This is a genomic window from Natrinema sp. HArc-T2, assembly GCF_041821085.1.
Lineage (GTDB): Archaea > Halobacteriota > Halobacteria > Halobacteriales > Natrialbaceae > Natrinema.
This window is the reverse complement of sequence record NZ_JBGUAZ010000002.1, coordinates 232,624-257,188: the sequence shown is the minus strand read 5'-3', so window position 1 is coordinate 257,188 and position 24,565 is coordinate 232,624. Positions and strand designations below refer to the sequence as shown.

Genomic DNA, 24,565 nt, shown 5'->3' with positions numbered 1-24,565 from the left:
CTCTCCTGGCAGTTCTCTCGAGTACGATATGACCCGCGTGGCACTTGCGTTTTCGGGCGGCCTGGACACGACTGTCTGTGTCCCGCTGCTCGAGGAGGAATACGGATACGACGACGTGATTGGCGTCACCGTCGACGTCGGCCAGCCGGCTTCTGAATTCGACGAAGCTGAAGAAACCGCCGAAGCGCTCGGTCTCGAGCACTACGTCGTCGACGCGCGAGAGGAGTTCGCTGATCTCTGTCTCGACAGCGTTCGCGCGAACGCGACCTACCAGGGCTACCCGCTGGGAACGGCGCTGGCTCGCCCGGTGATCGCCGAAGCGATCCTCGACGTCGCGGAGGAACAGGGCTGTACCGGCATCGCCCACGGCTGTACCGGCAAGGGTAACGACCAGCTCCGCTTCGAGGCCATCTGGCGTGACTCCGATCTCGAGGTCATCGCCCCCGTGCGCGAACTCGGCCTGACCCGCGAGTGGGAACAGGAGTACGCCGCCGAGAAGGACCTGCCCGTCGAGGGTGGTAGCGGCGGCGACTGGTCGATCGACACCAACATCTGGAGCCGCTCGGTCGAAGGCGACGACCTGGAGGACCCGAGCTACGTCCCGCCGCGTGACATCTACGCGTGGACCGACGAGCCCGGCAGCGAGACCGAGGAGATCGACATCACCTTCGAGGACGGCTACCCTGTCGCCGTCGACGGCGAGGAATACGAGCCGGTCGAACTTATCGAGTACCTCAACGAACTCGCCGGCAGCTACGGCGTCGGTCGCACCGACATGATGGAGGACCGCATTCTCGGGTTGAAGGTCCGCGAGAACTACGAACACCCCGGAGCGACGACGCTGCTCGCCGCCCACGAGGCCCTCGAGGGCCTCGTCCTCACCCAGGAGGAGCGCCAGTTCAAGACCCAGATCGACCAGCAGTGGTCCCAGAAGGCCTACGAGGGCCTGATCGACGCGCCGCTTGTGAGCGCGCTCGAGGGCTTCATCGACGAGACTCAGAAACGCGTCACCGGCACGGTGACGATCCGTTTCGAAGGCGGCCAGGCCCGTCCGGTCGCTCGCGAGAGCAACTTCGCGGCCTACTCGGCTGAACACGCCTCGTTCGACACCGAGACGGTCGGCAAGATCAAACAGGAAGACGCCACTGGCGTCGCGAAGTACCACGGCTTCCAGCGCCGCCTCGCGAACGAGGCGATCGCTGCGAACGCCGACGACGAGGACGACGAGTAACAATGTTTGAGGAGAGTGCTCCCGACGGCGAACCCGAGCGCGACCCGGTGCTCACTGACGGTGGTGAACGATCCGACGGTGTCGTCCGCCGAGACCGCTTCAGCGGCGGCCCCGCCCGGAGCTTCCTCTCCTCGCTCGCAGCGGACGAACGCATTTTCCAGGCCGATCTCGCGGTCGACCGCGCGCACACGGTCATGCTCGCCGAGCAGGGGATCATCGACGACGACGTTGCCGGTGAGATCTTGACTGCCCTCGACGCAGTCGAAGTTGACGGTCACGATTCGCTACCCGACGGCGAGGACGTTCACGAAGCCATCGAGACAGCCGTCATCGAGCGCGTTGGCGCCGACGGCGGCAAGATGCACACCGCGCGCTCGCGCAACGACGAGGTCGCGGCCTGTATCCGCTACCGCTTGCGCGAGGACATCCTTGCGGCGATCGAGACGACGCTCGCGCTCCGCGAGTCCCTGGTCGACGTGGCCGACGAACACCAGGAGACGATCATGCCTGGCTACACCCACCTTCAGCCCGCCCAGCCGACCACCGTTGCTCACTGGGCGCTGGCCTACGAGGGGGCCGTTCGCCGCGATACCGAACGCCTGCTCGAGGCCTACGCGCGGATCAACGAATCGCCGCTGGGTGGCGCAGCGTTCGCGGGCACGACGTTCGACATCGACCGCGAACGCACCGCCGACTTGCTCGGCTTCGACGGCGTGGTCGAGAACTCGATGGACGCCTCCTCGAGCCGGGATTTCCTGCTCGAGACGGTCCAGGCGCTGTCGACGCACGCGACGACGCTGTCGGGACTGGCCGAGGACGTGATCATCTTCGCGAACCGCGGCTTCGTCGAGCTGTCGGACGACTATTCGTCGACGTCCTCGATCATGCCCCAGAAGAAGAATCCCGACACGCTGGAACTCGTCCGCGCGGTCGCGGGCGATGCGGCCGGCAGCGTCCAGGGGCTGACGACGACGCTCAAGGGCCTGCCGCGTGCGTACAACCGCGACCTTCAGCGGGCGACGGCCCACGCCTGGGAGACCGTTGACGCGGTGACCGAAGCCAGCGAAGTCGCCGCGGGTGCGGTCGCGACGGCCGACTGGAACGAAGAGACGCTGGCCGCGGAAGCCGGCGAAGGTTTCTCGACCGCGACCGGCGTCGCGGACCTGTTGGCGGCCAACGGGCTGCCGTTCCGTACTGCACACGAACTGGTGGCCATCGCAGCCGAAACCGGTGCGGACTACGATGCCCTCGAGGCCGCCGCTCAGGAGGTCCTCGGCGAGTCGCTCGAGGCCTACGTCGACCCCGACGCCGTCGCAGACGCACTCGACCCCGCCAAAAGCGTCGCGAGCCGTGACTCCCAGGGCGGTCCCGCCCCCGAGGTGGTCGACGACCAGTTCGTGGCGGCCCGCGAAGCGCTCGCGGGCGGCGACGACGCACACGCCGAGTTGACCGCAGCACTCGAGTCGGCTCACGAGGCGCTCCGGTCGGAGGTGAACGGGTATGTCTGACCGCGTCACTCGAGCGATCGGAACGGGACGGGCGGCGACGTCATGGAGTGGCGACCGCCCGCTCCGACGACGATCCCCGTGAGGGGATGAATTACTCGCTTCATGATATGTCAAAGTAGAATTGCGGTGAAATGGCGTCTACGGTCCGTTAGAGGGCAGTGCAGTTAGTATAATTTTGCTGTTAGGTTCGAAGGCTTTAAGGGATCGCGGCTCCCACGTGCGAGTACAATGACCGAATGCGTCGAGTGTGGGGCTGAACTGTCCCTGCACGACGATCTGGAAGTCGGAGAGATCGTTGACTGTACGACCTGTGGTGCCGAGCTGGAAGTCGTCGACACCGAGCCGCCAGTCCTCGAGCGAGCCCCCGAGCTCGAAGAGGACTGGGGTGAGTGACCTTGCAGACGGGCGCGACACCGGCCCGCACTGCGCACACGATCCGAGGGGCTCGTAGCGAGTTCCTCACAGCCATTCAGAGGTGGCTCGCGTGAACGTAGGCATACTCTATTCACGGATTCGCAAAGACGAGAAGCTCCTGTTGAACGAGCTTCGCGAGCGCGATCACGAGGTTACGAAGATCGACGTTCGCAAGCAGACCTTCGACATTTCGGAGGCACCCGAGGCGTTCGCAGATCTCGATATCGTCGTCGACCGCTGTCTCGCCACGAGCCGGAGCCTCTATGCGACGCAGTTCTTCGAGGCCTACGGCATCCCCGTGGTCAACAGCCACGAGACCGCCGATATCTGCGCTGACAAAGTGAAAAACAGCCTCGCGCTCGAGCAGGCGGGCGTACCCACGCCCGCGACGAAAGTCGCGTTTACGAAAGACACCGCGATGGAAGCCATCGAGGACTTCGGCTATCCGTGCGTCCTCAAACCCGTCGTGGGATCGTGGGGCCGCCTGATGGCCAAGATCGACTCCGAGTCGGCCGCCGAGGCCATCTTGGAGCACAAGGCGACGCTTGGCCACTACGAGCACAAGGTGTTCTACGTCCAGGAGTTCGTCGAGAAACCCGGTCGCGACATTCGCGTGCTCGCGGTCGACGGCGAGCCGATCGCCGCGATGGTCCGCTCGTCGGACCACTGGATCACTAACGCCGCCAAGGGAGCAGAGACGGACGTCTTCGACCTCGACGATGAAGCGCTGGACCTCGTCGAAAAGGCCAGCGACGCCGTCGGTGGCGGCTTACTCGGCGTCGACCTCATGGAGACCGGTGATTCCTACACCGTCCACGAGGTCAACCACACCGTCGAGTTCAAAGCGCTCGATGAAGCCGTCGAGACCGACATCGCCGGCACCGTCGTCGACTGGCTCGAGCAGAAAGCCGCGGCGGCCGATCCGGAACTCGAGGTGAGCGCCTGATGGCAGCCGACACCGTCACCGCGACCGTCATCGGCGGATCGGGCTTTACGGGCGGCGAGCTCCTGCGACTGCTCGCCGGCCACCCGAACATCGAGCTTGCGGAGGTCACGAGCCGGTCGAAAGCCGGCAAGAGCGTCGGCTCCGTCCACCCGCCGTTGCGCGGGACGGACCTGCGCTTTACCGAACCCGACGATCTCGAGAGCGTCGACGTCCTCTTTGCGGCGACGCCACACGGCGTCTCGATGGGTCAGATCGACGAGTTCTTCGAGATCGCGGATACGGTCGTAGACCTCTCGGCGGACTTCCGCCTCGAGAGCGAGGACCAGTACGACGAGTGGTATGACGGCCACGAGGCCCCCGAGTACTTGGAAAAGGCCGAATACGCACTTCCCGAGATCAACCGCGAGAACCTCGAGGGAGCAGAACTCATCGCGGGTGGCGGCTGTAACGCCACCGCGACGATCCTCGGGCTCTATCCGCTGTTCGAACACGACATCCTAGAGGGCGGCGAGCAGATCGTCACCGACGTGAAAGTCGGCTCCTCGGAAGGGGGTGCCGGCGGCGGCGAGGCCTCGAGCCACCCCGAGCGCTCGGGTGTCGTCCGCCCCTACGCGCCGACGGGCCACCGCCACGAGGCCGAGATCGAGCAGTTCCTCGGCACCTCGGTGTCGTTTACCTGCCACGCCGTGGACATGATCCGCGGTGCGAGTGCGACGAACCACGTCTTCCCGTCGGGCCCCGTCTCGAAGGGCGACCTCTGGCAAGCGTATCGCGGCTGCTACGAGGACGAGCCGTTCGTCCGCATGGCCGCCGGCGGCTCCGGCGTCTACCGCTACCCCGAACCGAAGTCGGTCGCGGGGACCAACCTCGCGGAGGTCGGCTTCGAACTCGATCCGTCGAACAAACGCATTGTCGTCTTCTCGGCCATCGACAACATGATGAAAGGCTCCGCGGGCCAGGCGGTTCATGCTGCCAACATTGCGCTGGGCTTCGAGGAGACGGCTGGACTCGAGTTTACGGGACTCCACCCCGTGGGGGCACCGTAGATGACGGTCGTCGTCAAGGTCGGCGGTGCACGCGCCGTCGATCCCGAAGGCGCACTCGCCGACGTTGCGAGCCTCGTCGAAGACGGCGAAGACGTCGTCCTCACCCACGGCGGCTCGACCGCCGTCGACGAGACCTTAGAGGAGCTCGGCGAGGAACCCACCTACGTCGAGACTCCAGGAGGAGTGGTTGGGCGCTTTACCGACGAGCGCACGATGGACGTCTTCAAAATGGTGATGCCGGGCAAGCTCAACACCGATCTGGTCGAGAGCCTGCACAACGAGGGTGTCGACGCAGTCGGCCTCTCGGGTACTGACGGCAAACTACTCTCTGGCAAACGCAAGTCCGCCGTCCGCGTCAAAGAGGACGGCAAGAAGAAGATCAAGCGCGGCGACCACTCGGGCAAAATCGAGTCGGTCAACGCCGACTTGCTCGAGACGACGCTCGACGGTGGCTACACGCCCGTCGTCTCGGTCCCGATCCTCGGCAAGGAGAAGTCGGGCGGCTACACCGCCGTTAATGCCGACGCCGACCGCGCTGCGGCGGCGATCGCCGGTGCGCTCGAGGCCGATCTGGTCTTGTTGACCGACGTCTCGGGTGTCTACGAGGACCCCGATGACGAATCGACCAAGATCGAGTCGGCTGCCACACCTGCGGAATTCGAGGGCGTCAAGGACGCCGCCGAGGGATTCATGACCAAGAAGGTCATGGCCGCCGAGGAGGCACTCGAGGGCGGCGCGTCTTCGGTCGTCGTTGCGGACGCGAACGCGGACGAGCCGATTACGAGCGCGCTCGACGGCGAGGGGACGACCCTCGAGCCCGGCGTGCTCGCGGATGAAGACGACGCTGAAACGGAGGCCGCAGAATGAGCGACCTCGATTTCGTCTCCGGCAGCAAGCCGATCGGCATCGAGCGCGGTGAGGGACCGTACCTCTACACGTCCGACGGCACGGAGTACATCGACGCGGGCGCGAGTTTCGCCTGCACGCCGCTCGGACACTCCCATCCCGCGGTCGTCGACGCGGTCACCGAGCAGGTCGCCGATCTGACGTTCGTCGACTCCTCGTTTCCCGTCCAGTCGCGGGAAGACGCCTACGCGGCGTTCGTCGCGTCGACGCCCGACGGTCTCGAGTCGGCCTGGTTCTGTAACTCTGGAACCGAGGCTAACGAGGCCGCGCTGAAGTTCGCCCGGTCGGCGACCGGCAACTCGAAGATCGTCGCTGCGACCCGCTCGTTCCACGGGCGGACGATGGGGGCGCTCGCAGCGACCTGGAAGGACAAGTACAAGGAGCCGTTCGAGCCCCTGGCTGGCGGCGTGGAGTTCGTTCCCTACGGCGACGGCGAGGAGCTTGCAGCCGCCGTGGACGACGAGACTGCGGCGGTGATCCTCGAGCCGATCCAGGGCGAAGGCGGGATCAACGTCCCGCCAGCGGGCTACCTCGAGACTGCCCGCGAATGCACCGACGAGGCCGGCGCGGCGCTGGTCTTCGACGAGGTCCAGACCGGCATGGGACGGACGGGGTCGATGTGGGCCTGCCAGAACGCAGGCGTCACCCCCGATATCCTCACGACCGCGAAAGGCCTCGGCAACGGCCTCCCGATCGGCGGCGTCGCGGTTCGAGACTGGATCGCCGACGGCGCGGCCTCGCACAATTCGACATTCAGCGGCGGCCCCGTCGTCACCGCGGCGGTCCACGCGACGATCTCGACGCTGGTCGAGGAGGAGTGGCCCGCCCACGCCGCTTCGATGGGCGACTACCTCACGACGGAACTCGAGGCCACCCTCGGTGACGAAGTGCGTGAGATCCGCGGTGAGGGGCTGCTCATCGGTATCGAGTTGAAGCGGGGGTCGAACCGCGTCGCCCGCGACCTCGCGATGAAGCATCAGGTGCTGGCGCTGCCCGCAGGGCGAACCGTCCTGCGCCTGCTTCCGCCGCTGGTGATCGACAACGACGCGGCGGATCAGCTCGTGGACGCGCTAGACGCGGTCATCTCCCCCGACGACACCGAATCATGAACGCGAGCACGGGCGACCCGACGGACGTCTCGCTCGAGGAGGCTCGAGAGCTGCTGGTCGACCTCGTCTCGATTCCCTCGCCGACCCGCGAGGAACGCGAGGCGGCCAAACGCCTCGTGGATTTCTTCGAGGCCCACGATCGAGAGGTCTGGATCGACGCGGTCGGGAACGTCCGCGCGCCAGCGGATGATTCCGTCCTCCTCACCTCACACATCGACACCGTGCCGGGTGACATCCCCGTCGAGGTCGAGGAAACCGGCGACGACGAGATCCTCTGGGGGCGTGGCAGCGTCGACGCGACGGGCCCGCTCGCCGCGATGGCGGCTGCTGCCGTTCGTACCGGTGTTTCCTTCGTCGGTGTCGTCGGTGAGGAAGTCGACTCGAAGGGGTCGCGCTATCTGGTCGACGACCGGGAGACTTCGCCGGACGCCGTCGTCAACGGTGAGCCCTCCGGGGCCGACGGAATCACACTCGGCTATCGCGGATTGATCGCCGGCACGTACGTCGCGACAAGCGAGTCGGGCCACACCTCCCGACCGGACCCGAACGCGATCCAACACGCCGTTCGCTGGTGGTCCGCCGTCGAGGAGCGCTTCGAAGGCGACGAGTACGAACCGATCTTCGAGCAGGTAACGACCAAGCCGGTCGACATCGAAGGCGGTGTCAGCGAGGACGGCCTCTCCGTCGAGACGACGATGGACGTCCAGTTGCGCGTGCCGCCGGCGCTCGACGTCGAGACCGTCCGTGAAGCCGCGGAAGCCGAACTCGAGGTCGGGACCGTCACCTGGAAGGACAAGGTGCCTCCGGTGATGATGAGCCCGCGAACGGAGGTCGCCCGGGCGTTCCGCGTTGCCATCCGCCAGGAAGGCGCCGACCCGCGTCTGGTACGAAAGACCGGCACCAGCGACATGAACATCTACGCCGGAGCCTGGGACTGTCCGATGGTTACCTACGGGCCCGGCAACTCAGACCTCGATCACGCACCCGACGAACGGCTCCCGCTGTCGGAGTTCGACCAGTCAGTGTCGATCTTAGAGCGCGTCGCGCGGACGCTCAGTGAGGACTGACCACTAAGTATTCGTAGACGAGTTATTATACTATGAAGACAGATACGGACGAGACACAGCCGAGACATTTCCTCGACGTCGACGACCTCTCCGAGGAGGAACTGTTCGCAGTTCTCGATAAGGCCGAGGAGTACAAACACGCCGTCGAGAACGGCGAGGACCACGCCGACCTGTCCGGACAGACCTTAGGGATGCTCTTCCAGAAGGCAAGCACCCGGACCCGGGTCTCCTTCGAGACGGGGATGACCCAACTGGGCGGGCACGCGATCTTCCTCGGGGAAGACGACATCCAGCTCGGACGGGGCGAACCGCTGAAAGACACCTCGCGGGCACTCTCGCGATACGTCGACGCGGTAATGGCCCGCGTCTTCAAACACGAGAACGTCGAGGTGCTCGCCGAATACTCGTCGGTGCCGATCGTCAATGGGCTAACCGACGATGCCCACCCCTGCCAGACGCTCGCGGATCTGCAGACGATCCGCGAACACGAAGATGGCCTCGAGGACGTCTCGGCAGCCTGGATCGGCGACGGGAACAACGTCGCCCAGTCGTTCGCGCTCGGCTGTGCGCTGACCGGTGTCGACCTGACAATCGCGACGCCCGAGGGATACGAAGTCGACGAGGCCGTCTTAGAGCGCGCCCGCGACCTCGGCGGCGATCCGACGACGACGACCGACCCCATCGAGGCGGCCACCGACGCCGACGTCATCTACACGGACGTCTGGATCTCGATGGGCCAGGAAGACGAACGCGACGTTCGCATGAACGACTTCGATGGTTTCCAGGTCTCCGCGGACCTGCTCGAGCACGCCCCCGATGCATCCGTGATGCACTGTCTCCCGGCCCACCGCGGCGAAGAGATTACCGACGATGTCGTCGAGGGTGAGCAGTCGATCGTCTTCGATCAGGCTGAAAACAGGCTTCACGCTCAGAAGGCGTTATTGAGCTGGCTGCTCGAGTAGCTGTTCGGTCCCGCTTTTCTTCACTCGAGGACGGCGTACACGACGCCGAGGACGAGTCCGTACGCAGCGTGGCCGATGAGACTCTCGATGGCGATGTTCGGGACGGCAGGTGCCAGTTCGAACCCGACTGTCGAGAGCCAGATCGGCATCACGATGACGGCAAGGACCAGCCAGACCCCGACGCCGTAGCCGAGTCCGAGGAGTCCGGCCGTCGTCGGACTCGCGTCGGCACGTCCTGTCGCGACGAGCAGCGCCGCGAAGACGACGCCGAGGACCGCACCGTGTGAGAGGTGAACGATCGTTCCCGCGAGACCGCCTTCGAGCCCGTATAGCGCTGGAATGGCCATCTCGAGGACGCCAGGCGTCTGGACCACCATCATCGCGCCGAAGACGATCGCGCCGATGATACCGCCGACAGTTCCTGCCTGCCAGGGCTCGAGTGCCGTTTCAGTTCGTTCGGGTCGTTTGGTTACTGTCTCTGATGCCATATGACAGCACACACCTCGAGTCAGTGTAGCGGTATCCCGGTTCGGGACTAGTCGTGCACACCCGGTTCCCGGCGCTCGGTTTGGTCCGTCAGGTCGTCTATAATCGACCGAGCGTGGTGGGTTTCGGTAGTGGAGTGTGATGACACGAAGTTTCTTTGGACCAGCGAACCCAGTCTCACGCGATGTCGAACCCGCTCCGGATCTCGGCTGGCGACCTCGAGACGGATGCGATCATGAGTGCGATCGAGGATGGACGACGGGTCGTCATTACGACGACAACAGCGCAGCAAGAGTACGAGGTGACGCTGCGGTACGACGGTTCCGTGTATTACTGTGATACACCGACGCGGCTCCACCGCCACGAGACCGAACGCGAAATGCGGACCTGTATCCGGAAGATGGGCTACGGAGCGACGGCCGAAGACGCATGACGCCAGCCTCTAGCCGTTCCGACCAACCGTAGCGAGTATTTTCACGCTCGAGGGCGTACGAGTCCGTATGTCCGATGCCCCTCAGCACCGCCTCGGGGAACTGATGGAGGAATCGAACCCCCCGTTCGAAAACGTCATGAGTTGCGTGTTCGGCATCGAGGATCACGAGACCAGAACCTACCTGACACTGTGTTCCCAACCCGGTAGTACGATCGAGGAGTTGGCCGCGACGCTCGAGCGAGACCGGAGTACGGTGAACCGCTCGCTGTCGACGCTGCACGAACGGGACCTCGTTCGCCGGGATCGGCGGCTGCTAGACGGCGGCGGCTACATCTACCAGTACACGGCGATCGCGCTGCCGGAAGTCAAAGAAATGCTTCACGAAGCGCTGGACGTCTGGACGGCGACGGTCCACGACGTGATCGACGAGTTCGACGAGACGATCGAGTAACCCACGTCATCGCCGAATCCACTCACTTTTTCCCTGTTGCATCCCTCCCACCCGATAATGAGTCTCAGTCTCTCGGCCGAGCAACCCGACGAACCCGCCGACGCCGACGACGGCGTCTGGCTCGAGTGTATCGAGTGTGGCGACACGTTCGCCCCCTTCGACGACGTTCGCTACACGTGTGATGAGTGTGACGGACTGCTCGAGGTTCGCTACGCCGAGCTGCCGACGTTCGACGACTTCGACGGCCACGGCGTCTGGCGCTATGCCGACGCGCTGCCCTTCGCGGAAGGCGTCTCGATTCAGGAGGGTGCGACGCCGCTGTACGAGGTGCCCCGACTCGAGGACGAGATCGGCGTCGAGGCGCTGCGGATCAAACACGAGGGGATGAACCCGACCGGCTCGTTCAAGGACCGTGGAATGACCGTCGGCGTCCGCGTCGCGAAGGAACTCGGCGTCGGCCGACTGGCCTGTGCCTCGACCGGCAACACGAGTGCCGCGCTGGCCGCCTACGGCTCCCGCGGTGGGATGGAGACGCTCGTTCTCCTGCCCGCCGGCAAGGTTGCAGCCGGCAAGATCGCCCAGGCGAGTCTCCACGGCGCACGCATCCTCGAAGTCGACGGCAACTTCGACGCCTGCCTCGATATCGTCCAGGAACTCGCAAATCAGGGCGAGGCCTACCTGCTGAACTCGCTGAACCCCTTCCGCCTCGAGGGCCAGAAGACGATCGGCCTCGAGATCCTCGAGGGCTTCCTCGCCGATTACGACGCCGTCCCGGACCGGATCGTGCTTCCGGTCGGCAACGCGGGCAACACTTCGGCCCTCTACAAGGCCTTCCGTGAACTCGTCCAGGCCGGCGAACTCGACGAAGACGATGTGCCCAAGCTGACGGGTGTGCAGGCCGAAGGCGCTGCCCCGATGGTCGAAGCGATCGAAAACGACGCCGACGAGGTTCGGCGCTGGGACGACGTGGAGACGCGCGCGACCGCGATCCGGATCGGCAACCCGGTCAACGCACCCAAAGCCCTACCCGGCATCCGCGAGACCGGTGGCACCGCCGTTGCGGTCTCCGACGAGGAGATCACCGAGGCCCAGCGCGACATCGCCGGCGAGGGGATCGGCGTCGAACCCGCCTCTGCTGCGTCGATCGCCGGTCTGCGAAAGCTCCGCGCCGAAGGCGTCGTCGACGACGACGAGCGCGTCGCCTGCCTGACGACTGGCCACCTGCTCAAAGACCCCGACGCGGCGGCCGCCGCCGGCAGCGAACCCGAGCCTGTGCCAGCCGATACCGACGGTGTGCTCGAGCAACTCTCGGAGTAACGTCCGTCGGACGCACGACCCGTGTCAGACGCGTCTGACTGCTGACTGACTGACCTTTTTCTCGGCCCGTGTGGACGTGACTACTGAGCCATGTCCGCCGAGCAGGACGATTCCGTCTCCCCCGCTGACGACCGGTCCCGTCCGATCACCGCCACCGACCCCTGCCACCCGACCACACAGTGTGGCGGGTCTCGCACCGATTCGACACACCACCCGGCGGTGCGCTCCGCTCGGGTCGAACGGATACGGCCCTCCGCTCGCATCGCCGTCCTCGAGCGGGCGCTCGAGACCAGCGAGCGACGACGACAGTCGATCGTCGACCAGTACGAACGACTGTTGGCCGAGCGGACTGAGACGACGGACCCCGATCCCTGTAAATCTTCATCGCAGTCACGGTCCGTGCTGACGTGGCTTTTCGATCGGTAGCTCTCCGCCGACTGTCGTTTCGCGCGCACTGTTTGTTCACCTCACCAATAATTTAAATACTACTACGTCTCAACTGGATATAAGGAGAAATAACCAATGGCAGATACCGAGACAACGCCGGGCTGCCCTGAATGCGACGGCAGATTACGGAAAGAGGGGACGGAAATCGTCTGTGAGGAGTGTGGACTCGTCTCCGCGGAAGACGAAATCGACCGTGGCCCGGAGTGGCGGACGTTCGACACCGACAACGACGATCCGAGACGAACCGGGGCACCGCTGACGCGGTCGCGACACGACCGTGGACTTTCGACGGAGATCGGCTACGGTTCGCACTCGAGTGCCAGTTCTCGCTTGACCGGTCGGAAACGGCGACAGATCGCACGCCTGCGCCGCGAACACAACCGCGCACGGATCTCATCGAAAGCCGAACGAAATCAGGTGTATGGCTTCGCCGAGATCAGACGGCTCACTGCCTTGCTCTCGCTGCCGGATTCCGTCAGAGAGCAAGCCTGTGCACTGTTCGAGTCCGCCCAGTCCGAAGGACTCTTTCAGGGTCGTTCGCTCGAGGGATTTGCTGCCGCTGCGGTCTATGCCACCTGTCGGACGCGTTCGATCGCCCGAACGACCGACGAAATCGCCGCTGTTGCACGCGCAGACGATGCCGAACTCTCGGTCGCCTACGATGCGATGAACCGTGAACTTGGGCTGCCGACAGGGCCGATCGACCCCGCACAGTATCTCCCACGCTTTGCGTCGGAACTCGAGCTCGGAACCGCCGTCGAGCGTCGCGCGCGAGAACACGTCGCGGCCCTGCTCGAGGCAGGTCTGATCGGTGGTCGCAATCCCGGTGGCGTCGCTGCGGGTTGTCTCTACAAGGCGTCGGGAGAGCGCGACGAGTGGCCGTCGATCACACAGGCTGCGGCTGCCGAGGTTGCCGACGTCGCGGCAGTGACGATCCGAACAACCGCCAGAAACATCGACGAACTCTGATGTCGGACTCGTCGAAACGCTGATAACGAGCGCCGCTCCCAGTTACGTCGTCCGGAGCGTGTCCGTACTCGGCTCGTAGACCTCGCCTTTCTGTTTGAGCTTGTCGATCTCGTGTTCGGCTTTCGACTGGTCCATGCCGACTTCTTCGGCCCGTTCCAAGACGATGTCGACTGGCGCGCCGTCGTCGTACTCTTCCTCGATATCGCTGATGAGTCCCTTGAGGTTCTTGATCCGGTCGCGCTGGGACTTCGAGGTGCCCGCCTCGACGATGTCGGCGTCGAACTCGCCGGTCTCGGGATCAACGCCGATATCCTGGAGACACGAGCGGACGATTTCGACGGACCGTTCGGCATCACGCTGCTCGACCGTATCCGAGAGCCGAACGCGAGCGCTTGCTTCCGCGAGCCGAACCAGCGCCTCGAGTTTTCGGGCCGTGACGGGAACGGCAGCGTCCTCGTCGGTCCCTCTCGAGCGAAGATCCACGTAGAAGTCTCGAATCGTTTCCTGGGCCGCGTCAGTCATTCGCGGATGACAGTTCTGCTTGGCGTAGGCGATGTACTTCCGAAGGAGTTCGGCGTCGATCTCCGGATCGACCTGTTCGGTCATCTCGTCGATTTCGGCGTCGCTGACATCGAGTGAACTCATCTCCTCGCGCTGGGTGGTCAACTCGCCAGCGTAGTTCGTGGTGATGATGTGCTCGGCGAGGTTGCGGTCCTTTTCCTCGTCAGGTTGGTCGGTGACCGTGAAAATCAGGTCGAACCGTGAGATGAGCGCCGGCTCGAGGTCGATCTGTTCGCCGATCGGCTCGTACTGATCGAAGCGACCGTACTTGGGGTTTGCCGCGCCGAGCAACGAACAGCGAGATTTGAGCGTCGCGTTGATGCCGGCTTTCGAGACCGAAATCTTCTGCTGTTCTAAGGCCTCGTGCATGGCACTCCGGTCTTCCGGGCGCATCTTGTCGAGTTCGTCGACCGCTGCGATTCCCTGATCGGCGAGAACGAGCGCGCCGGCCTCGAGGGTCCACTGCTGGCCGTCGCCGAAGTCGTCGCGGACGGCGGCGGCTGTGAGACCAGCCGAGGACGACCCCTTGCCCGAGGTGTAGACCGAGCGGGGTGCAATGTTCTGGATGTAGCCCAGCATCTGTGATTTACCAGTTCCCGGATCACCGATCAACAGCATATGCAGGTCCCCACGGATCCGTGAGCCGTCGGGCAACTGCTTCGTCACGCCCGAGAACAACTGGAGTATCATCGCGAGTTTCTCCTGATTATAGCCGTAGATCGAGGGCGCAATAGAGGCGATCATCTTGTCGTAGATGTCCTCGCTCGAGGAGAGCCGGACGATTTCTTCCTTGTCTTCGCCGGTGATGTCCATGTCCTCGAACTGCTCTTCGTCGATGTCGACGGACATCCCCTCCATGTAGAAGTCGAAGACGGGTGACTTGTCCTGATTGTCACCCTGTTGCTCGAGGCGCAAAACGCCGGTTGCGGAGACGTGGTCGCCAGGGGTGACCTCGCCGGTGATGTCGTCTTCGACGTGGACGTCGAGTGCCTGGGGGGTTTCACCGCCACGCAGACCTTCGGGACTTTCCTGGATACGAAGTTTCTGGGAGTCGACGAACTCGGATTGGTCGAAGTTGACGCGGAACGGGCCCTGCCGTTCACAGCCCTGACACTCGTGGGGTTCCTGGAAGTCGCCGCTGGACTGGGGGACGCGGGTCAGCGTGCCACAGAGCTGGCACTCGAAGGCGGCTTCTTCGATTTTGGGCCGCACGTCGGTGGCTTTGCGGACGATGCCGTACACTTGCACGAGGGAGTTCATGTCCCGTGCGCGGATCTCCCGGATCTCGGGGGACTCCGTCTCTTGGAGATTTCGAATCCGGACGTGGGCCTGCCCGAGACTGACGTCGATCGGAAGGTCGTACAGTCGCAGCGCCTCCTCGGCGTAGCGCTGGAGTTGTTCGGGCTGGGCGATGAAGTCGTCCGCGAGGTCGGGATCGAACCGATAGAGATCCTGCCAGTCGACGTGCAGCGACCGCTGTTCGTTGGGATAGCGCTGCGCAAGCTGTTTGATCTCGTTGTCGTAGTAGTTGCGGAAGAACTGCTCAAAAGAGTCGACGAGTTCTGAATTGCCCGCTTGCGCCATTGCACCGTCCTAGGGCTGCCATCGGGTATAAATGGTCGTAAACCGTGGCGAAACTGAACGGCTTGAGGCGTTTCCACTGCAAGCGGTCTGCGAGCCGTCATCGAACGCACGTGCATTCGGGGTCGCATCCAACGATGGGGTCGTCGCTTGCACAGCCGTGACTGGAAGCACTGCTGATAAAACGAGTTTATTGCCGCCAGTGGGCACCGTTGTCCGACAGAGTTGTACTATTGCTTCCACGGAAGGCTTCATTGGTCGTTCCCCACTACGTAGACTCGAGGTGATTCAAACGACTCAAGATGATCGGTACACCACTCGGCCCTCACTGTGGGCAGCCTGATCGGACTCCGTGTGGTTCCTGTTGACTGCTTCCTGTAGAACACCTCACACCCCGAACTCGTAGTTTCATTCTCCCTTCGGTTTCGATACCGCCCGCTGATCTACCGCTTGTCATACCGATCTCAGCTGCTGTCAGTCACGGATTCGCGCTGTGAAGGAAAATTGGGTGAGTGTATTATACGGACTCCTGTCAGTCAGTGCCGGTGGAACCGCGACCCGCACCGCGGACCCACCGGGACATCGGGACAGCAGACCGTATCAGAGCCACTGCTCACGATGGTTGCGCACAGCAGAACTATGGGATCGCCCGGATTTGAACCGGGGTCACGGGCACCCAAGGCCCGAAGTATACCAAGCTAACCCACGATCCCGTACACTTCGATACCGTCCCCTCAACATAAAGCGTTTCGTTATCCCATTGGCCGCCGCTGTGTGACCCATTGCACGCGAGGCGCTGTCTCCTCCCCTGATAGACAGTCATCGGTGACTGAGCGAACGGTTTTGCCCGATGCCGTGATACTGCACCTATGACCGGACTCGAGGTGCTGCTTTTGATCCTCGTCTTGCTCCTCGTGCTCGCGGCGGCACAGCTCGTTGCGATTGCCAGGCCATTTATTGTCAACGCGATCGGTGGGCTCGTCGTGTTGTATCTCGCACAGGTCGTCTTCGGCGTCACGGTGGCGGTGTCACCGCTGACGATCGGGATCGTCGCGGTCGGTGGCGTTCCGGGCTCGATACTCGTGCTTGCGCTGTCGCTGTTCGGGATCGCCTTCGTCCCGTGACTGGCGAGTCATACGGTCTGCTGTCCCGATGTCCCGGTGGGTCCGCAGGACGGGTCGGGGGGTGCACCGGCACTGACTGACAGGAGTCCGTATCAGTCGCCGAGCAGTCGCTCGATCTCCTCGTCGGTCGCTTCGGAGACCGTATCCGGTTCGCTGCCGATCGGCGGTGTGTCCGTCCACTCGGCTAGCATCGAGGCGACATCCTTGTCGGTCGCTTCTGGGAGTGACTCGTCGCAGTCGGCAACGACGACGGCGTCGAAGATCACCCCGAATGCCGAGACGACACGGTCCTCGTGGTGCGTCGGATCGAAGTGAACGTGGGCGTGAGCGTCGACGCTCGCGAATCGGTTCGCGAGGACGTGCGTGAACTGGAAGACGTCCGCCGGTGGCGTGTGCCGGAGCAGAGCGTCGAGCGAATCGAAACAGACTGTCAGATTATCGTCGGTGTCGCCCCAGTGTTTGCAAAAGCGGCTCACTGCGATGCCGATCGCGGTGAGGTCGGTCGGATCAGGCACCGTCTCGGTGACGACTGACTGAGTGAAATCCGGCGCCGAGTCGTCGGCGAGGACGTTCCCGACCGTGAGCTGGCCGAATCGGTCGCCGATTTCCGCTTCCCTGGGGCAGGTCGGCTTCTCGTCGGCGAAGGTAACCGAGAGATGTGCCGTCTCGCCGTCGGCACACAACTCCTCACAGGCGTCAGGTACTGTGTCGCTCGAGTGAACAAGTAGGACGAGTGCCGGGGGGTCGATCGCGGCTGGCGTCGTCGGTACGGTCTGCTGTACCGATTTGCCGGTGCACCCACAGGACGGTCGCGGTTGCACCGGCACTGACTGACAGTAGTCCGTCGGGTCCATGGTGACAGCGTCGGGGCAGCCCCGTGCTGGCTGTCGATTGCGCGCTCGTCTCCTTTATGATTCTGGCCGATCGTTCTGGCCGCTGAAGCAGGCGTAAAACGATTGTGGCCGGCTCCGCGCATACCGACCGCGGCGCGGCTGGCCCGATCAGCGATCCTCGTCGCGCAGTTCGATGTCTGCGACGAGTTCGTAAGGATGGGCGTCTTTCCGGATGCCGTCAAGCAGGGTAAACGCCTGTCCGGGTTCTAAGAAGTGTTCCGTGACGACGCGACCGAGTGGCGTAGGTTCGAAGCCGTCGATGAATTCGTACTGCAGGAGCTTGCCGATGGCGTGTTTCGTCGGCACGTCGCCGATCATGCGGTCGTTGAGCGCCTTCGTGGCCTTACCGCCGACGGTGACGTTCGCCAGCGTTTCCTCGACGGCGGCGGCCTCGTCGTAGTGGGTCATCACCGACTCCATCTCGCCTTTGAGGAGTTTGAAGGCGACTTCGTCCTCGGACATCTCCATCGAGTTGTGGTAGGCGCAATCGGGTTCGACGAGGACGTACACCGTCCCCTTGTCGTGGTAGTCGGGTCGGCCCGCGCGACCGAGCATCTGGTGGAACTCCTGGACGGAGAGCCACTCGATGCCCATCGCCAGCGAGTCGAAGATCACCTGCGAGGCCGGGAAGTCGACCCCCGCAGCGAGTGCGGCGGTCGTGACGACCGCGGAGAGTTCCTGCTCGCCGAACTTGCGTTCGACTTCCTTGCGGCGCTTGTAATCTAAGCCGGCGTGATAGGGTGCGGCGGAATACTCGAGTTTCCGCGAAATTTCGTGACAGCGTCGCCTCGAGTTGGTGAAGATGATCGTCTGGCCCCGATAGCCTTTGGAGGACTCGGTGTCGAACGCGCGTTTGACGAGCTTGTTCTCGATGCGGACCTTCTCTTGGCCGTCGGCGAACGTGACGTGACGTTCGATCGGCACCGGTCGCTCCTCGAATTCGATGAGCGTCGACTCGAGCGCGCCCGCGAGCTGTTCGGGGTTGCCGACGGTCGCCGAGAGGTAGACCCACTGCGCACCCCCATAGTCGTCGCGGCGCTTCGCGCGTTGCTCGCAAGTGTACTTGAGCCGCGAAATAAGGCCGTCGAGGCGGTGGCCCCGCTCCTCTTCTTTGAGGGTGTGGACCTCGTCGATGACGACGGTACCGATGTCGCCCATGTCCTTGCCCGTCCGCAGGGCGTGGTCGATCCCCTCGTAGGTGCCGACGATGACGTCGGCGTTGGGATCGAACTGGTTGCCGTTGTCGGCGATCCGGCTCGCACCCACGCGGATGGAGACGTCGACGAGGTGGCCGTACTCGTCCTGGAAGTCCTCGTACTTCTGATTGGCCAGGGCCACCAGTGGCACGAGAAAGAGCATCGTCCCCTTGCCGTTTAAGACGCGGTTGATGCCGGCCATCTCGCCGACGAGGGTCTTCCCCGTCGCCGTCGCCGAGACGACCATCTGGTCGTCGCCGCCGAACAGCCCGTTTTCGACCGCGAGGCTCTGGACCGGCAGCAGGGTCTCGAACCGATCCTCGAGCAGGTCCTGTAAGCCCGGATGGAGGTTCAGCGAGTCGATCCGGACGGGGTCGACCTCGTCGGTCGTCGCCGAGATAGTATCGAACTTCGTCAGATCGGGATCGAGCTGCCCCTTGAGCAGGTTGACGATCCGTTCTAGGTCCTGGACCTCGAGCATGAGTTCCTCGAGGCGCTCTTTGGCCGCGCCGGTGACCGCGCCGCTGCCCGAAAAGGACAGCTGGCGCTCGAGTTCCTGACGGGCACAGTCCCGGCAGATCCAGTCGTTGTCGTCTTTGACCGCTGTCTCGGTGGTGATCGGCGAGTACTGGCCCGCAGAAGCGCAGTAACGGCAGGTCCGGACGGTCTTGGCCTTGTCTTCGAGTTGGTAGCCTTCGAGCATCTCGGTGAGCTCGCGCCGTCCCTCGGGCGAGGTTTGCTCGGAGATGCGGATGCGTTTGGCTCGACGGGCGAGCTCGACGAACTCGTCGGGCTGGCGGGGCTCTTCGCTCGAGCCCTGTTTGAGCCGGAACTTCGCGGGGCGGGGGCCGGCTGACGTTTCCGAGAGTCCGAGTTTCGCCCTGAACAGCCGTTTGCCGTCACGTTCGACGACGATCAGGTAGTCGTCGCCGGTTTCGTGACAGAAGATCGTATCGACCTGCTGGACCTGCTTCGACACGGCAGCGAGTAGGGCGTGGCGGTATTTCAGCGGTTCGGACTGACTCGGCTGGTTCCGTTTGGAGGTTCATCGACCGACCGGGGTCGCCAGTGGACCGCGACCGCTGTCTCTCGATATCGAATATGAGTTATCTATAGCGCTACATATAACTCTTAGCGAGTTACATACCGGGTGCGTCGAGTTCCATCATCATATGGGCTTGAATCCGTGGGAGGGTATTCCCGGTGTTCGCCGCAGCTATGCGTTACGGTTTCTCACAGCACTTGTCGTTATCTTCCTCATCGTGGGGGCGTTCGGCGGCAGTATCTACGCACAGACTGGCTCCGAACTCCGGTCAGATGTCGAATCACAGCTCGTTACCGGTGCTGAGAAGGATGCAAACCGGCTCGATATCTGGTTCCAGTCGACCGAGCGCTATCTGGGGTCACTTCCCCGCTCGTCGGCGTTTCGCAGCGATGACCGAGTGGCGATCAGCGACTCGTTACACCGGATGAACGACCGCACCGCGTTCGAAGGCGCGTACTACGTCGATACCGAGGCGGGTGTCGTCCACGCGAACGCGGGCACGAACGCGGTCATCACCGACGACGGTCGACTCAGCGATGCGACCGACACTCACCTCTCGACCGTCCTGGAAGACGATTCGCAGGTTGTCTTCTCCGAGGCCTTCGAAACCGAGGCGGGCCGACCGGCGATGCTCGCCGTCAGCGACGTCCCTGGCGAGTCCGACCACGTCCTCGTCGGCCTCGTCGACCTCGAGTCGTTGTCCCGGTACATGATCGGCGCCGACAACAATGACGACGTGGTCGTCGTCGACCGCTCGGGGACGGTCGTCCTCGCCGAGAACCGGTCGCTGCTGTTGCAAGACGACGCGCTCGATCCTGCCACCGTCGCGAACGGCACGGGCACGACCTCGACCGACGCCGGGTCCGACGACAGCGAGACCGTCGTCGGCTACGCGCCACTCGAGCACGACGGCTGGACGCTGACGACCCGTGTCCCAGCATCTGACGCCTACGCGCTCCAGTCGACTATCTCGAACTGGCTGCTTGCGATGCTTGCCGTGACGTTCGGAGGCATGCTGGTTCTCGGTGCGACGGTCGGACGGAACACGGCCCGCTCGCTTCGCGACCTCTCGAAGCGGGCTGCTGCCATCGAGGACGGGAACCTGGACGAGCCAGTCGAGTCGACCCGTTCGGACGAACTCGGCGAGCTGCATCGGTCGATCGATCGGATGCGCCAGTCGCTGCGCGATCGGCTCGAGGAAGCCGAAGCCGCCCGCGCCGAGGCCGAACGAGAACGGACAGAATCCGAGCGCTTCTCCCGGCAACTCGAGCAGACGGCTGACCAGTACGGCACGACGATGCGGGCCTGTGCCGACGGCGACCTGACGCGGCGCCTCGACCTCGACGCCGACAGCGAGGCGATGGCGACGGTCGCGGCGGCGTTCAACGACATGATGGACGACCTCGAGGCGACGGTGGCTGCGACGCGGGCCTTTGCCGACGCGGTCGACGACGCTGCGGAATCGACGGCCGACGGGGTCGTCGAGGTCCGGTCGGCCTCCGAGCAGGTGACGACCTCGGTGCAGGGGATCGCCGACGGGGCCGAGCGCCAGAGCGATCACCTCGCGATGATCAGTACCGAGGTCGACGAACTTTCGACGACCACCCAGCAGATCGCCGCGACCTCCTCACAGGTCGCAGGCCTCGCCGAGCAGACCGCGACGGCGAGTGCGGACGCCCGCGAGTCGGCCCGTCGGGCGATCGACGGCATGAACGCCATCGAAGCCGAGGCGACCGATGCCGTCACGGAAGTCGCCCGCCTCGAGAGCGAAATCGAGGCCATCGACGACCTCCTCGAGTTCATCGCCGACGTCACGAAGGAGACGAACATGCTCGCGCTCAACGCCAGCATCGAGGCTGCCCGCTCGAGTTCGGACGACGCCCAGTTCACCGCGGTCGCAGAACAGGTCAAGTCCCTCGCCGAGGACACCCAGGAGGCCGCGACCGACATCGAAGCACGCCTCGAGCGCGTCAGCGAGCAGACCGAGCAGGTCGCCACCGTCGTCAGAGAGACCGACGAGCGGATCGCCGACCACCGCAACGCGGTCGAGACGACGGTCGACTCGCTCGAGGAAATCTCGTCGTTCGCCGAGGAGACGAGCGAGGGCGTCCAGGAGATCTCGGCGGCGACCCAACAGCAGGCCGGCGCGACACAGGAGATCGTGCGGATGACCGACGACGTCACGGCGATCAGCGGGGAGACCAGCGCCGAAGCGGAGACGGTCGCCGCGGCTGCCGAAGAACAGACGTCGTCGCTCGTCGAGGTCTCACACACCGCCACGTCGCTGTCCGACCGGGCACGAGAACTGTCCAACGCGCTGGCAGCGTTCGAGGTCGATGTCGAGTCGGTCGAGACGCCACTCGAGACTGCGGGTGATACTGACCGTGGACTCCCGGCTGCTGACGACTACCGTGTCGAAGCAGACGGACAGGACGGCGGTTCGGGGACGGCTGGCGCCTCGAGTCGTGCCTCAGAATCTGCCGACGACGCGGGCGAATCGCCGATTCAAGAATTCGACTGGACGAGCCCACAGTAGCGTGCGGTAGCGAGGCGAACGATCTAGAAGTCTCCGTTGATGATGTCGCTGACCTCCTGTGGGTCGTAGAGCTGTTCGTCGATACCGTAGACCTGTTCGGCTGCACGTTGCGTGACGACGAGGTTCGTGATCGGCCCCTGGTAGAGCGGGCCGCCACGGTAGACCTCGCCGTTCTGAACAGCAGTCAATTCGCTCGCGACGTCGTCGTTTTCTAGCTGGCTGACGATCGCGTTCTGGAACTCCTCGACCGTCTTCGCTTCCTGACCACGGAACAGGATGATATCGGGATCGATCTCGAGCAGCGTCTCGTAGCCGACCGAGCTACGTGTACTGTGGAAGTCGCGTACGTCCGTGTTGGCAAACGCGTCCTTGACTCCGAGTTCACGCCATTGCTTGAAACTCGTTCCGTCGCCGATGAGGTACGGAGAAAACGATCCCATATCACTTTCAGCCGCCCACATGATAGCGACGCTCGGTCGCTCTGCTTCTGGTGGCACAATATCAGCGACGTTCGACTGGAACTCGTCATGGAGGCTTGCGAAGGCCTCGTATCGTTCCGTTTCTTGGAAGACCTGTGAGAGCTTCTCGAAGGCCTCGTACAGCGTGAGATAGTCGTAGTCGTGCCACTTGTAGCCGCTCGAAAAGATACTGTTGCCGAAGAAGGGTGTTCCTGTCGCCTCGACTTGGTCGATGTCCTCTTGCTTCCAGCCGTTGCCGCGATTGAGGACGAAGTTCGGGTCCATGACGAACAGATCGACGGTTTCGCTCATCGAGAGCACTTCTTCCGGACCCAGCGTCCCGTCTCCCCAGAACGATTTTATATCGCTTTTGTCGACGCTCACGCCCGGAATTTCGTCATAGTACTGCGTGTGGTACCGACTGGCGAGATACAGTGCCTCGGGTGGTTTCTGTCCCAGTGCGATTCCCATGTCGGCCCAGCTCCCGTTGCTGGCTGCCCAGTTCTTCGGGACGCCGTCGAACTCGACCTCGCCGACCGGCGGCATCGACACCGTGTACGCAGTGTCGTCGTCTGATGATCCGCTCTCACCGAGGCAGCCGGCCATCAGGCCGGCGCTTGCGATCGTTCCGCCAGTTCGGAGTACGTTCCGTCTCGTCCACGCCTGTTCGTCACTCATCGTTTTTTAGGCTGACCTAAAAATTGAAAAGCGTTTCGAAGCTGTCCGATACTCTCGGCTTACAACGCGCCTGTGACAATATCAGCGACTGCTTGTCGGTCGAACAGCTGCTCGCCACCGAACTCGTCCGGATAGATTCCCTGTGCGGCCCGCTCGAGCTGGAAAAGGTGGATAATCGGTCCCTGGTAGGTCATCCCGCCGTAGACGACACGATCGTTCTGGACCGCCCGGAGCTTGCTCGCGGTGTCGTGATTTCGCAGGAACGAGACCATGCCGTCCTCGAACGCCGCGTCGGTAACGGCTCCCTGTTGTCTGATCGCGATGACATCGGGATCGATCTCGAGGAGCGTCTCGTAGTCGATGGTTCCGCCGGTTGCTTGCGCGTCGGCGATGCCGTTTTTCGCCAGTGCACCCTCGACGCGGAGGTCGTTCCAGTGTTTGGATTGTGTTCCCTCGTCGATGAGGTACGGATAGAACGCCTCGGGTTGTTGAGACGCGGGAACGAGTACCGCAACGGTGGGCTGCTCGTCAGGCAGTCGCGACTGTACGTTCGACAAGACGTCTTCGTGGAGGCGTTCGAACGCCTCGTAGCGCTCTTGTTCCTGAAACACCGCGGCCACTTTTTCGAAGGCTTCGTACAGCGTGTAGCGAGGGTAGTCGTGCCAGTCGTAACTGGCCGAAAAGATCGTGTTGCCGACGAACGGTGCGACGGTTTGTGTGATCTCGTCGACGTCATCCTGCGTCCAGCCGAGTCGGTTGATCATGAAGTTCGGATCGATCAGGTGGACGTCCGCATCGATGGTGTAGAACGTCTCGCGGTCGGTGCCGTCTTGCCAGAGTTGTGTGAGGTCGCCGGTCTCGACCGAGACGCCGGGCAACTCGTCGTAGTGGTGGGCGGCGAACCGACTCCGGAGACCGATGCCGGCCAGTCCATCGGCTTGCCCGAGCGCGACACCCATGTCGGCGTAATCGCCCGTGTAGGGGACCCACCGCTCCGGAACGGTATCGAACTCGACAGTCCCGACGGGTTCCATCGTGACGGTGTATCCGCCGTCGCCGTTTGTCCCGTCGTCGGGTACCCCTGTATCGCCGAGGCACCCGGCAGTTACGCCGAGCCCAGCGATCGCCACCCCCGTTTTCAGTACTCCCCGTCTCGACCGTTCCGCGTCAGTCATCATCGTGTTTAGGCTGGCCTAAAAAT

22 protein-coding genes and 1 tRNA gene are annotated in these 24,565 nt (G+C 63.7%); 16 read left to right on the top strand and 7 right to left on the bottom strand.

Annotated elements, in window-relative coordinates; genetic code table 11:
* Positions 1-28: 28 nt before the first annotated feature.
* From ACERI1_RS05730 to argF, 9 genes are all read left to right on the top strand, one after another.
* A complete protein-coding gene (locus tag ACERI1_RS05730) occupies positions 29-1,231 on the top strand; it encodes an argininosuccinate synthase (RefSeq protein WP_373617111.1) in 1,203 nt (400 codons plus the stop codon).
* 2 nt (positions 1,232-1,233) lie between these two features.
* On the top strand, positions 1,234-2,739 hold the full coding sequence (gene argH / locus ACERI1_RS05725; RefSeq protein ID WP_373617110.1) for an argininosuccinate lyase: 1,506 nt from the start codon (positions 1,234-1,236) through the stop codon (positions 2,737-2,739).
* Positions 2,740-2,967: 228 nt separating this feature from the next.
* Positions 2,968-3,132, top strand: coding sequence for a lysine biosynthesis protein LysW (gene lysW, locus ACERI1_RS05720; protein ID WP_008013846.1), 165 nt, complete (start codon positions 2,968-2,970; stop codon positions 3,130-3,132).
* Positions 3,133-3,223: 91 nt separating this feature from the next.
* Positions 3,224-4,099, top strand: coding sequence for a lysine biosynthesis protein LysX (gene lysX, locus ACERI1_RS05715; protein WP_373617109.1), 876 nt, complete (start codon positions 3,224-3,226; stop codon positions 4,097-4,099).
* Positions 4,099-5,145 carry an N-acetyl-gamma-glutamyl-phosphate reductase gene (argC, locus tag ACERI1_RS05710; RefSeq protein WP_373617107.1) on the top strand — a complete coding sequence of 349 codons (1,047 nt, stop codon included), beginning with the start codon at positions 4,099-4,101 and terminating at the stop codon, positions 5,143-5,145. The genes lysX and argC overlap by 1 nt, the downstream gene beginning before the upstream one ends.
* Positions 5,146-6,012: an acetylglutamate/acetylaminoadipate kinase gene (locus ACERI1_RS05705; RefSeq protein ID WP_373617106.1), complete on the top strand. Its 867-nt coding sequence runs from the start codon at positions 5,146-5,148 to the stop codon at positions 6,010-6,012.
* The gene (locus ACERI1_RS05700) at positions 6,009-7,160 is read left to right on the top strand and encodes an aspartate aminotransferase family protein (protein ID WP_373617105.1); all 1,152 of its coding nucleotides are present in this window, start codon (positions 6,009-6,011) and stop codon (positions 7,158-7,160) included. Before ACERI1_RS05705 ends, ACERI1_RS05700 begins: the two co-directional genes overlap by 4 nt.
* A complete protein-coding gene (locus ACERI1_RS05695) occupies positions 7,157-8,227 on the top strand; it encodes a [LysW]-lysine hydrolase (protein WP_373617104.1) in 1,071 nt (356 codons plus the stop codon). Before ACERI1_RS05700 ends, ACERI1_RS05695 begins: the two co-directional genes overlap by 4 nt.
* Positions 8,228-8,259: 32 nt before the next feature.
* Entirely contained in the window at positions 8,260-9,189 is a 930-nt protein-coding gene (gene argF, locus ACERI1_RS05690; protein WP_373617103.1) for an ornithine carbamoyltransferase, read from the top strand.
* Between the two features lie 20 nt (positions 9,190-9,209).
* Here the strand turns inward: argF and ACERI1_RS05685 are convergent, their stop codons facing one another.
* Positions 9,210-9,677, bottom strand: a complete 468-nt coding sequence (locus tag ACERI1_RS05685) for a histidine kinase (RefSeq protein ID WP_373617102.1) — start codon at positions 9,675-9,677, stop codon at positions 9,210-9,212.
* A 182-nt stretch (positions 9,678-9,859) separates the two neighbouring features.
* On the opposite strand from ACERI1_RS05685, the gene ACERI1_RS05680 reads away from it, so the two are divergent.
* From ACERI1_RS05680 to ACERI1_RS05660, 5 genes are all read left to right on the top strand, one after another.
* The gene (locus ACERI1_RS05680; protein WP_373617101.1) at positions 9,860-10,108 is read left to right on the top strand and encodes a hypothetical protein; all 249 of its coding nucleotides are present in this window, start codon (positions 9,860-9,862) and stop codon (positions 10,106-10,108) included.
* A gap of 67 nt (positions 10,109-10,175) precedes the next feature.
* Positions 10,176-10,559, top strand: a complete 384-nt coding sequence (locus ACERI1_RS05675) for a helix-turn-helix domain-containing protein (protein ID WP_373617100.1) — start codon at positions 10,176-10,178, stop codon at positions 10,557-10,559.
* A gap of 57 nt (positions 10,560-10,616) precedes the next feature.
* Positions 10,617-11,876 carry a threonine synthase gene (gene thrC / locus ACERI1_RS05670; RefSeq protein WP_373617099.1) on the top strand — a complete coding sequence of 420 codons (1,260 nt, stop codon included), beginning with the start codon at positions 10,617-10,619 and terminating at the stop codon, positions 11,874-11,876.
* Positions 11,877-11,966: 90 nt separating this feature from the next.
* Positions 11,967-12,302 carry a hypothetical protein gene (locus ACERI1_RS05665; RefSeq protein WP_373617098.1) on the top strand — a complete coding sequence of 112 codons (336 nt, stop codon included), beginning with the start codon at positions 11,967-11,969 and terminating at the stop codon, positions 12,300-12,302.
* Between the two features lie 96 nt (positions 12,303-12,398).
* Positions 12,399-13,292, top strand: a complete 894-nt coding sequence (locus ACERI1_RS05660) for a transcription initiation factor IIB family protein (RefSeq protein ID WP_373617097.1) — start codon at positions 12,399-12,401, stop codon at positions 13,290-13,292.
* A 42-nt stretch (positions 13,293-13,334) separates the two neighbouring features.
* Here ACERI1_RS05660 and ACERI1_RS05655 read toward each other — a convergent pair whose 3' ends face one another.
* Together ACERI1_RS05655 and ACERI1_RS05650 are read right to left on the bottom strand one after the other, a co-directional pair.
* A complete protein-coding gene (locus tag ACERI1_RS05655) occupies positions 13,335-15,437 on the bottom strand; it encodes a minichromosome maintenance protein MCM (protein WP_373617096.1) in 2,103 nt (700 codons plus the stop codon).
* A gap of 637 nt (positions 15,438-16,074) precedes the next feature.
* A tRNA-Pro gene (locus tag ACERI1_RS05650) sits at positions 16,075-16,147 on the bottom strand.
* Positions 16,148-16,303: 156 nt separating this feature from the next.
* Between ACERI1_RS05650 and ACERI1_RS05645 the strand changes: the two genes are divergently transcribed.
* Positions 16,304-16,558, top strand: coding sequence for a pro-sigmaK processing inhibitor BofA family protein (locus ACERI1_RS05645; protein ID WP_373617094.1), 255 nt, complete (start codon positions 16,304-16,306; stop codon positions 16,556-16,558).
* A 92-nt stretch (positions 16,559-16,650) separates the two neighbouring features.
* Here ACERI1_RS05645 and ACERI1_RS05640 read toward each other — a convergent pair whose 3' ends face one another.
* Complete coding sequence (locus tag ACERI1_RS05640) at positions 16,651-17,412, bottom strand: hypothetical protein (protein ID WP_373617093.1); 762 nt, start codon at positions 17,410-17,412, stop codon at positions 16,651-16,653.
* 147 nt (positions 17,413-17,559) lie between these two features.
* On the bottom strand, positions 17,560-19,626 hold the full coding sequence (locus ACERI1_RS05635; RefSeq protein ID WP_373617092.1) for a DEAD/DEAH box helicase: 2,067 nt from the start codon (positions 19,624-19,626) through the stop codon (positions 17,560-17,562).
* A 193-nt stretch (positions 19,627-19,819) separates the two neighbouring features.
* Between ACERI1_RS05635 and ACERI1_RS05630 the strand changes: the two genes are divergently transcribed.
* Positions 19,820-22,228, top strand: a complete 2,409-nt coding sequence (locus ACERI1_RS05630) for a methyl-accepting chemotaxis protein (RefSeq protein ID WP_373617091.1) — start codon at positions 19,820-19,822, stop codon at positions 22,226-22,228.
* 23 nt (positions 22,229-22,251) lie between these two features.
* On the opposite strand, the gene ACERI1_RS05625 is transcribed toward ACERI1_RS05630, so the two are convergent.
* On the bottom strand, positions 22,252-23,364 hold the full coding sequence (locus ACERI1_RS05625) for an ABC transporter substrate-binding protein (protein ID WP_373617090.1): 1,113 nt from the start codon (positions 23,362-23,364) through the stop codon (positions 22,252-22,254).
* A 59-nt stretch (positions 23,365-23,423) separates the two neighbouring features.
* On the bottom strand, positions 23,424-24,539 hold the full coding sequence (locus ACERI1_RS05620) for an ABC transporter substrate-binding protein (RefSeq protein WP_373617491.1): 1,116 nt from the start codon (positions 24,537-24,539) through the stop codon (positions 23,424-23,426).
* Between the last annotated feature and the right edge of the window lie 26 nt (positions 24,540-24,565).

What these genes read in the sequence shown, in the direction of transcription:
- ACERI1_RS05700 (WP_373617105.1), top strand. Translation starts at nt 6,009, where the DNA reads ATGAGCGACCTCGATTTCGTCTCCGGCAGCAAGCCGATCGGCATCGAG.
- ACERI1_RS05645 (WP_373617094.1), top strand. Translation starts at nt 16,304, where the DNA reads ATGACCGGACTCGAGGTGCTGCTTTTGATCCTCGTCTTGCTCCTCGTG.
- ACERI1_RS05705 (WP_373617106.1), top strand. Translation starts at nt 5,146, where the DNA reads ATGACGGTCGTCGTCAAGGTCGGCGGTGCACGCGCCGTCGATCCCGAA.
- ACERI1_RS05625 (WP_373617090.1), bottom strand. Translation starts at nt 23,364, where the DNA reads ATGAGTGACGAACAGGCGTGGACGAGACGGAACGTACTCCGAACTGGC.
- ACERI1_RS05695 (WP_373617104.1), top strand. Translation starts at nt 7,157, where the DNA reads ATGAACGCGAGCACGGGCGACCCGACGGACGTCTCGCTCGAGGAGGCT.
- ACERI1_RS05655 (WP_373617096.1), bottom strand. Translation starts at nt 15,437, where the DNA reads ATGGCGCAAGCGGGCAATTCAGAACTCGTCGACTCTTTTGAGCAGTTC.
- ACERI1_RS05630 (WP_373617091.1), top strand. Translation starts at nt 19,820, where the DNA reads ATGGGCTTGAATCCGTGGGAGGGTATTCCCGGTGTTCGCCGCAGCTAT.
- lysW (WP_008013846.1), top strand. Translation starts at nt 2,968, where the DNA reads ATGACCGAATGCGTCGAGTGTGGGGCTGAACTGTCCCTGCACGACGAT.
- ACERI1_RS05730 (WP_373617111.1), top strand. Translation starts at nt 29, where the DNA reads ATGACCCGCGTGGCACTTGCGTTTTCGGGCGGCCTGGACACGACTGTC.
- ACERI1_RS05665 (WP_373617098.1), top strand. Translation starts at nt 11,967, where the DNA reads ATGTCCGCCGAGCAGGACGATTCCGTCTCCCCCGCTGACGACCGGTCC.
- argH (WP_373617110.1), top strand. Translation starts at nt 1,234, where the DNA reads ATGTTTGAGGAGAGTGCTCCCGACGGCGAACCCGAGCGCGACCCGGTG.
- ACERI1_RS05685 (WP_373617102.1), bottom strand. Translation starts at nt 9,677, where the DNA reads ATGGCATCAGAGACAGTAACCAAACGACCCGAACGAACTGAAACGGCA.
- ACERI1_RS05620 (WP_373617491.1), bottom strand. Translation starts at nt 24,539, where the DNA reads ATGACTGACGCGGAACGGTCGAGACGGGGAGTACTGAAAACGGGGGTG.
- argF (WP_373617103.1), top strand. Translation starts at nt 8,260, where the DNA reads ATGAAGACAGATACGGACGAGACACAGCCGAGACATTTCCTCGACGTC.
- ACERI1_RS05675 (WP_373617100.1), top strand. Translation starts at nt 10,176, where the DNA reads ATGTCCGATGCCCCTCAGCACCGCCTCGGGGAACTGATGGAGGAATCG.
- ACERI1_RS05660 (WP_373617097.1), top strand. Translation starts at nt 12,399, where the DNA reads ATGGCAGATACCGAGACAACGCCGGGCTGCCCTGAATGCGACGGCAGA.
- thrC (WP_373617099.1), top strand. Translation starts at nt 10,617, where the DNA reads ATGAGTCTCAGTCTCTCGGCCGAGCAACCCGACGAACCCGCCGACGCC.
- argC (WP_373617107.1), top strand. Translation starts at nt 4,099, where the DNA reads ATGGCAGCCGACACCGTCACCGCGACCGTCATCGGCGGATCGGGCTTT.
- ACERI1_RS05640 (WP_373617093.1), bottom strand. Translation starts at nt 17,412, where the DNA reads ATGGACCCGACGGACTACTGTCAGTCAGTGCCGGTGCAACCGCGACCG.
- ACERI1_RS05680 (WP_373617101.1), top strand. Translation starts at nt 9,860, where the DNA reads ATGTCGAACCCGCTCCGGATCTCGGCTGGCGACCTCGAGACGGATGCG.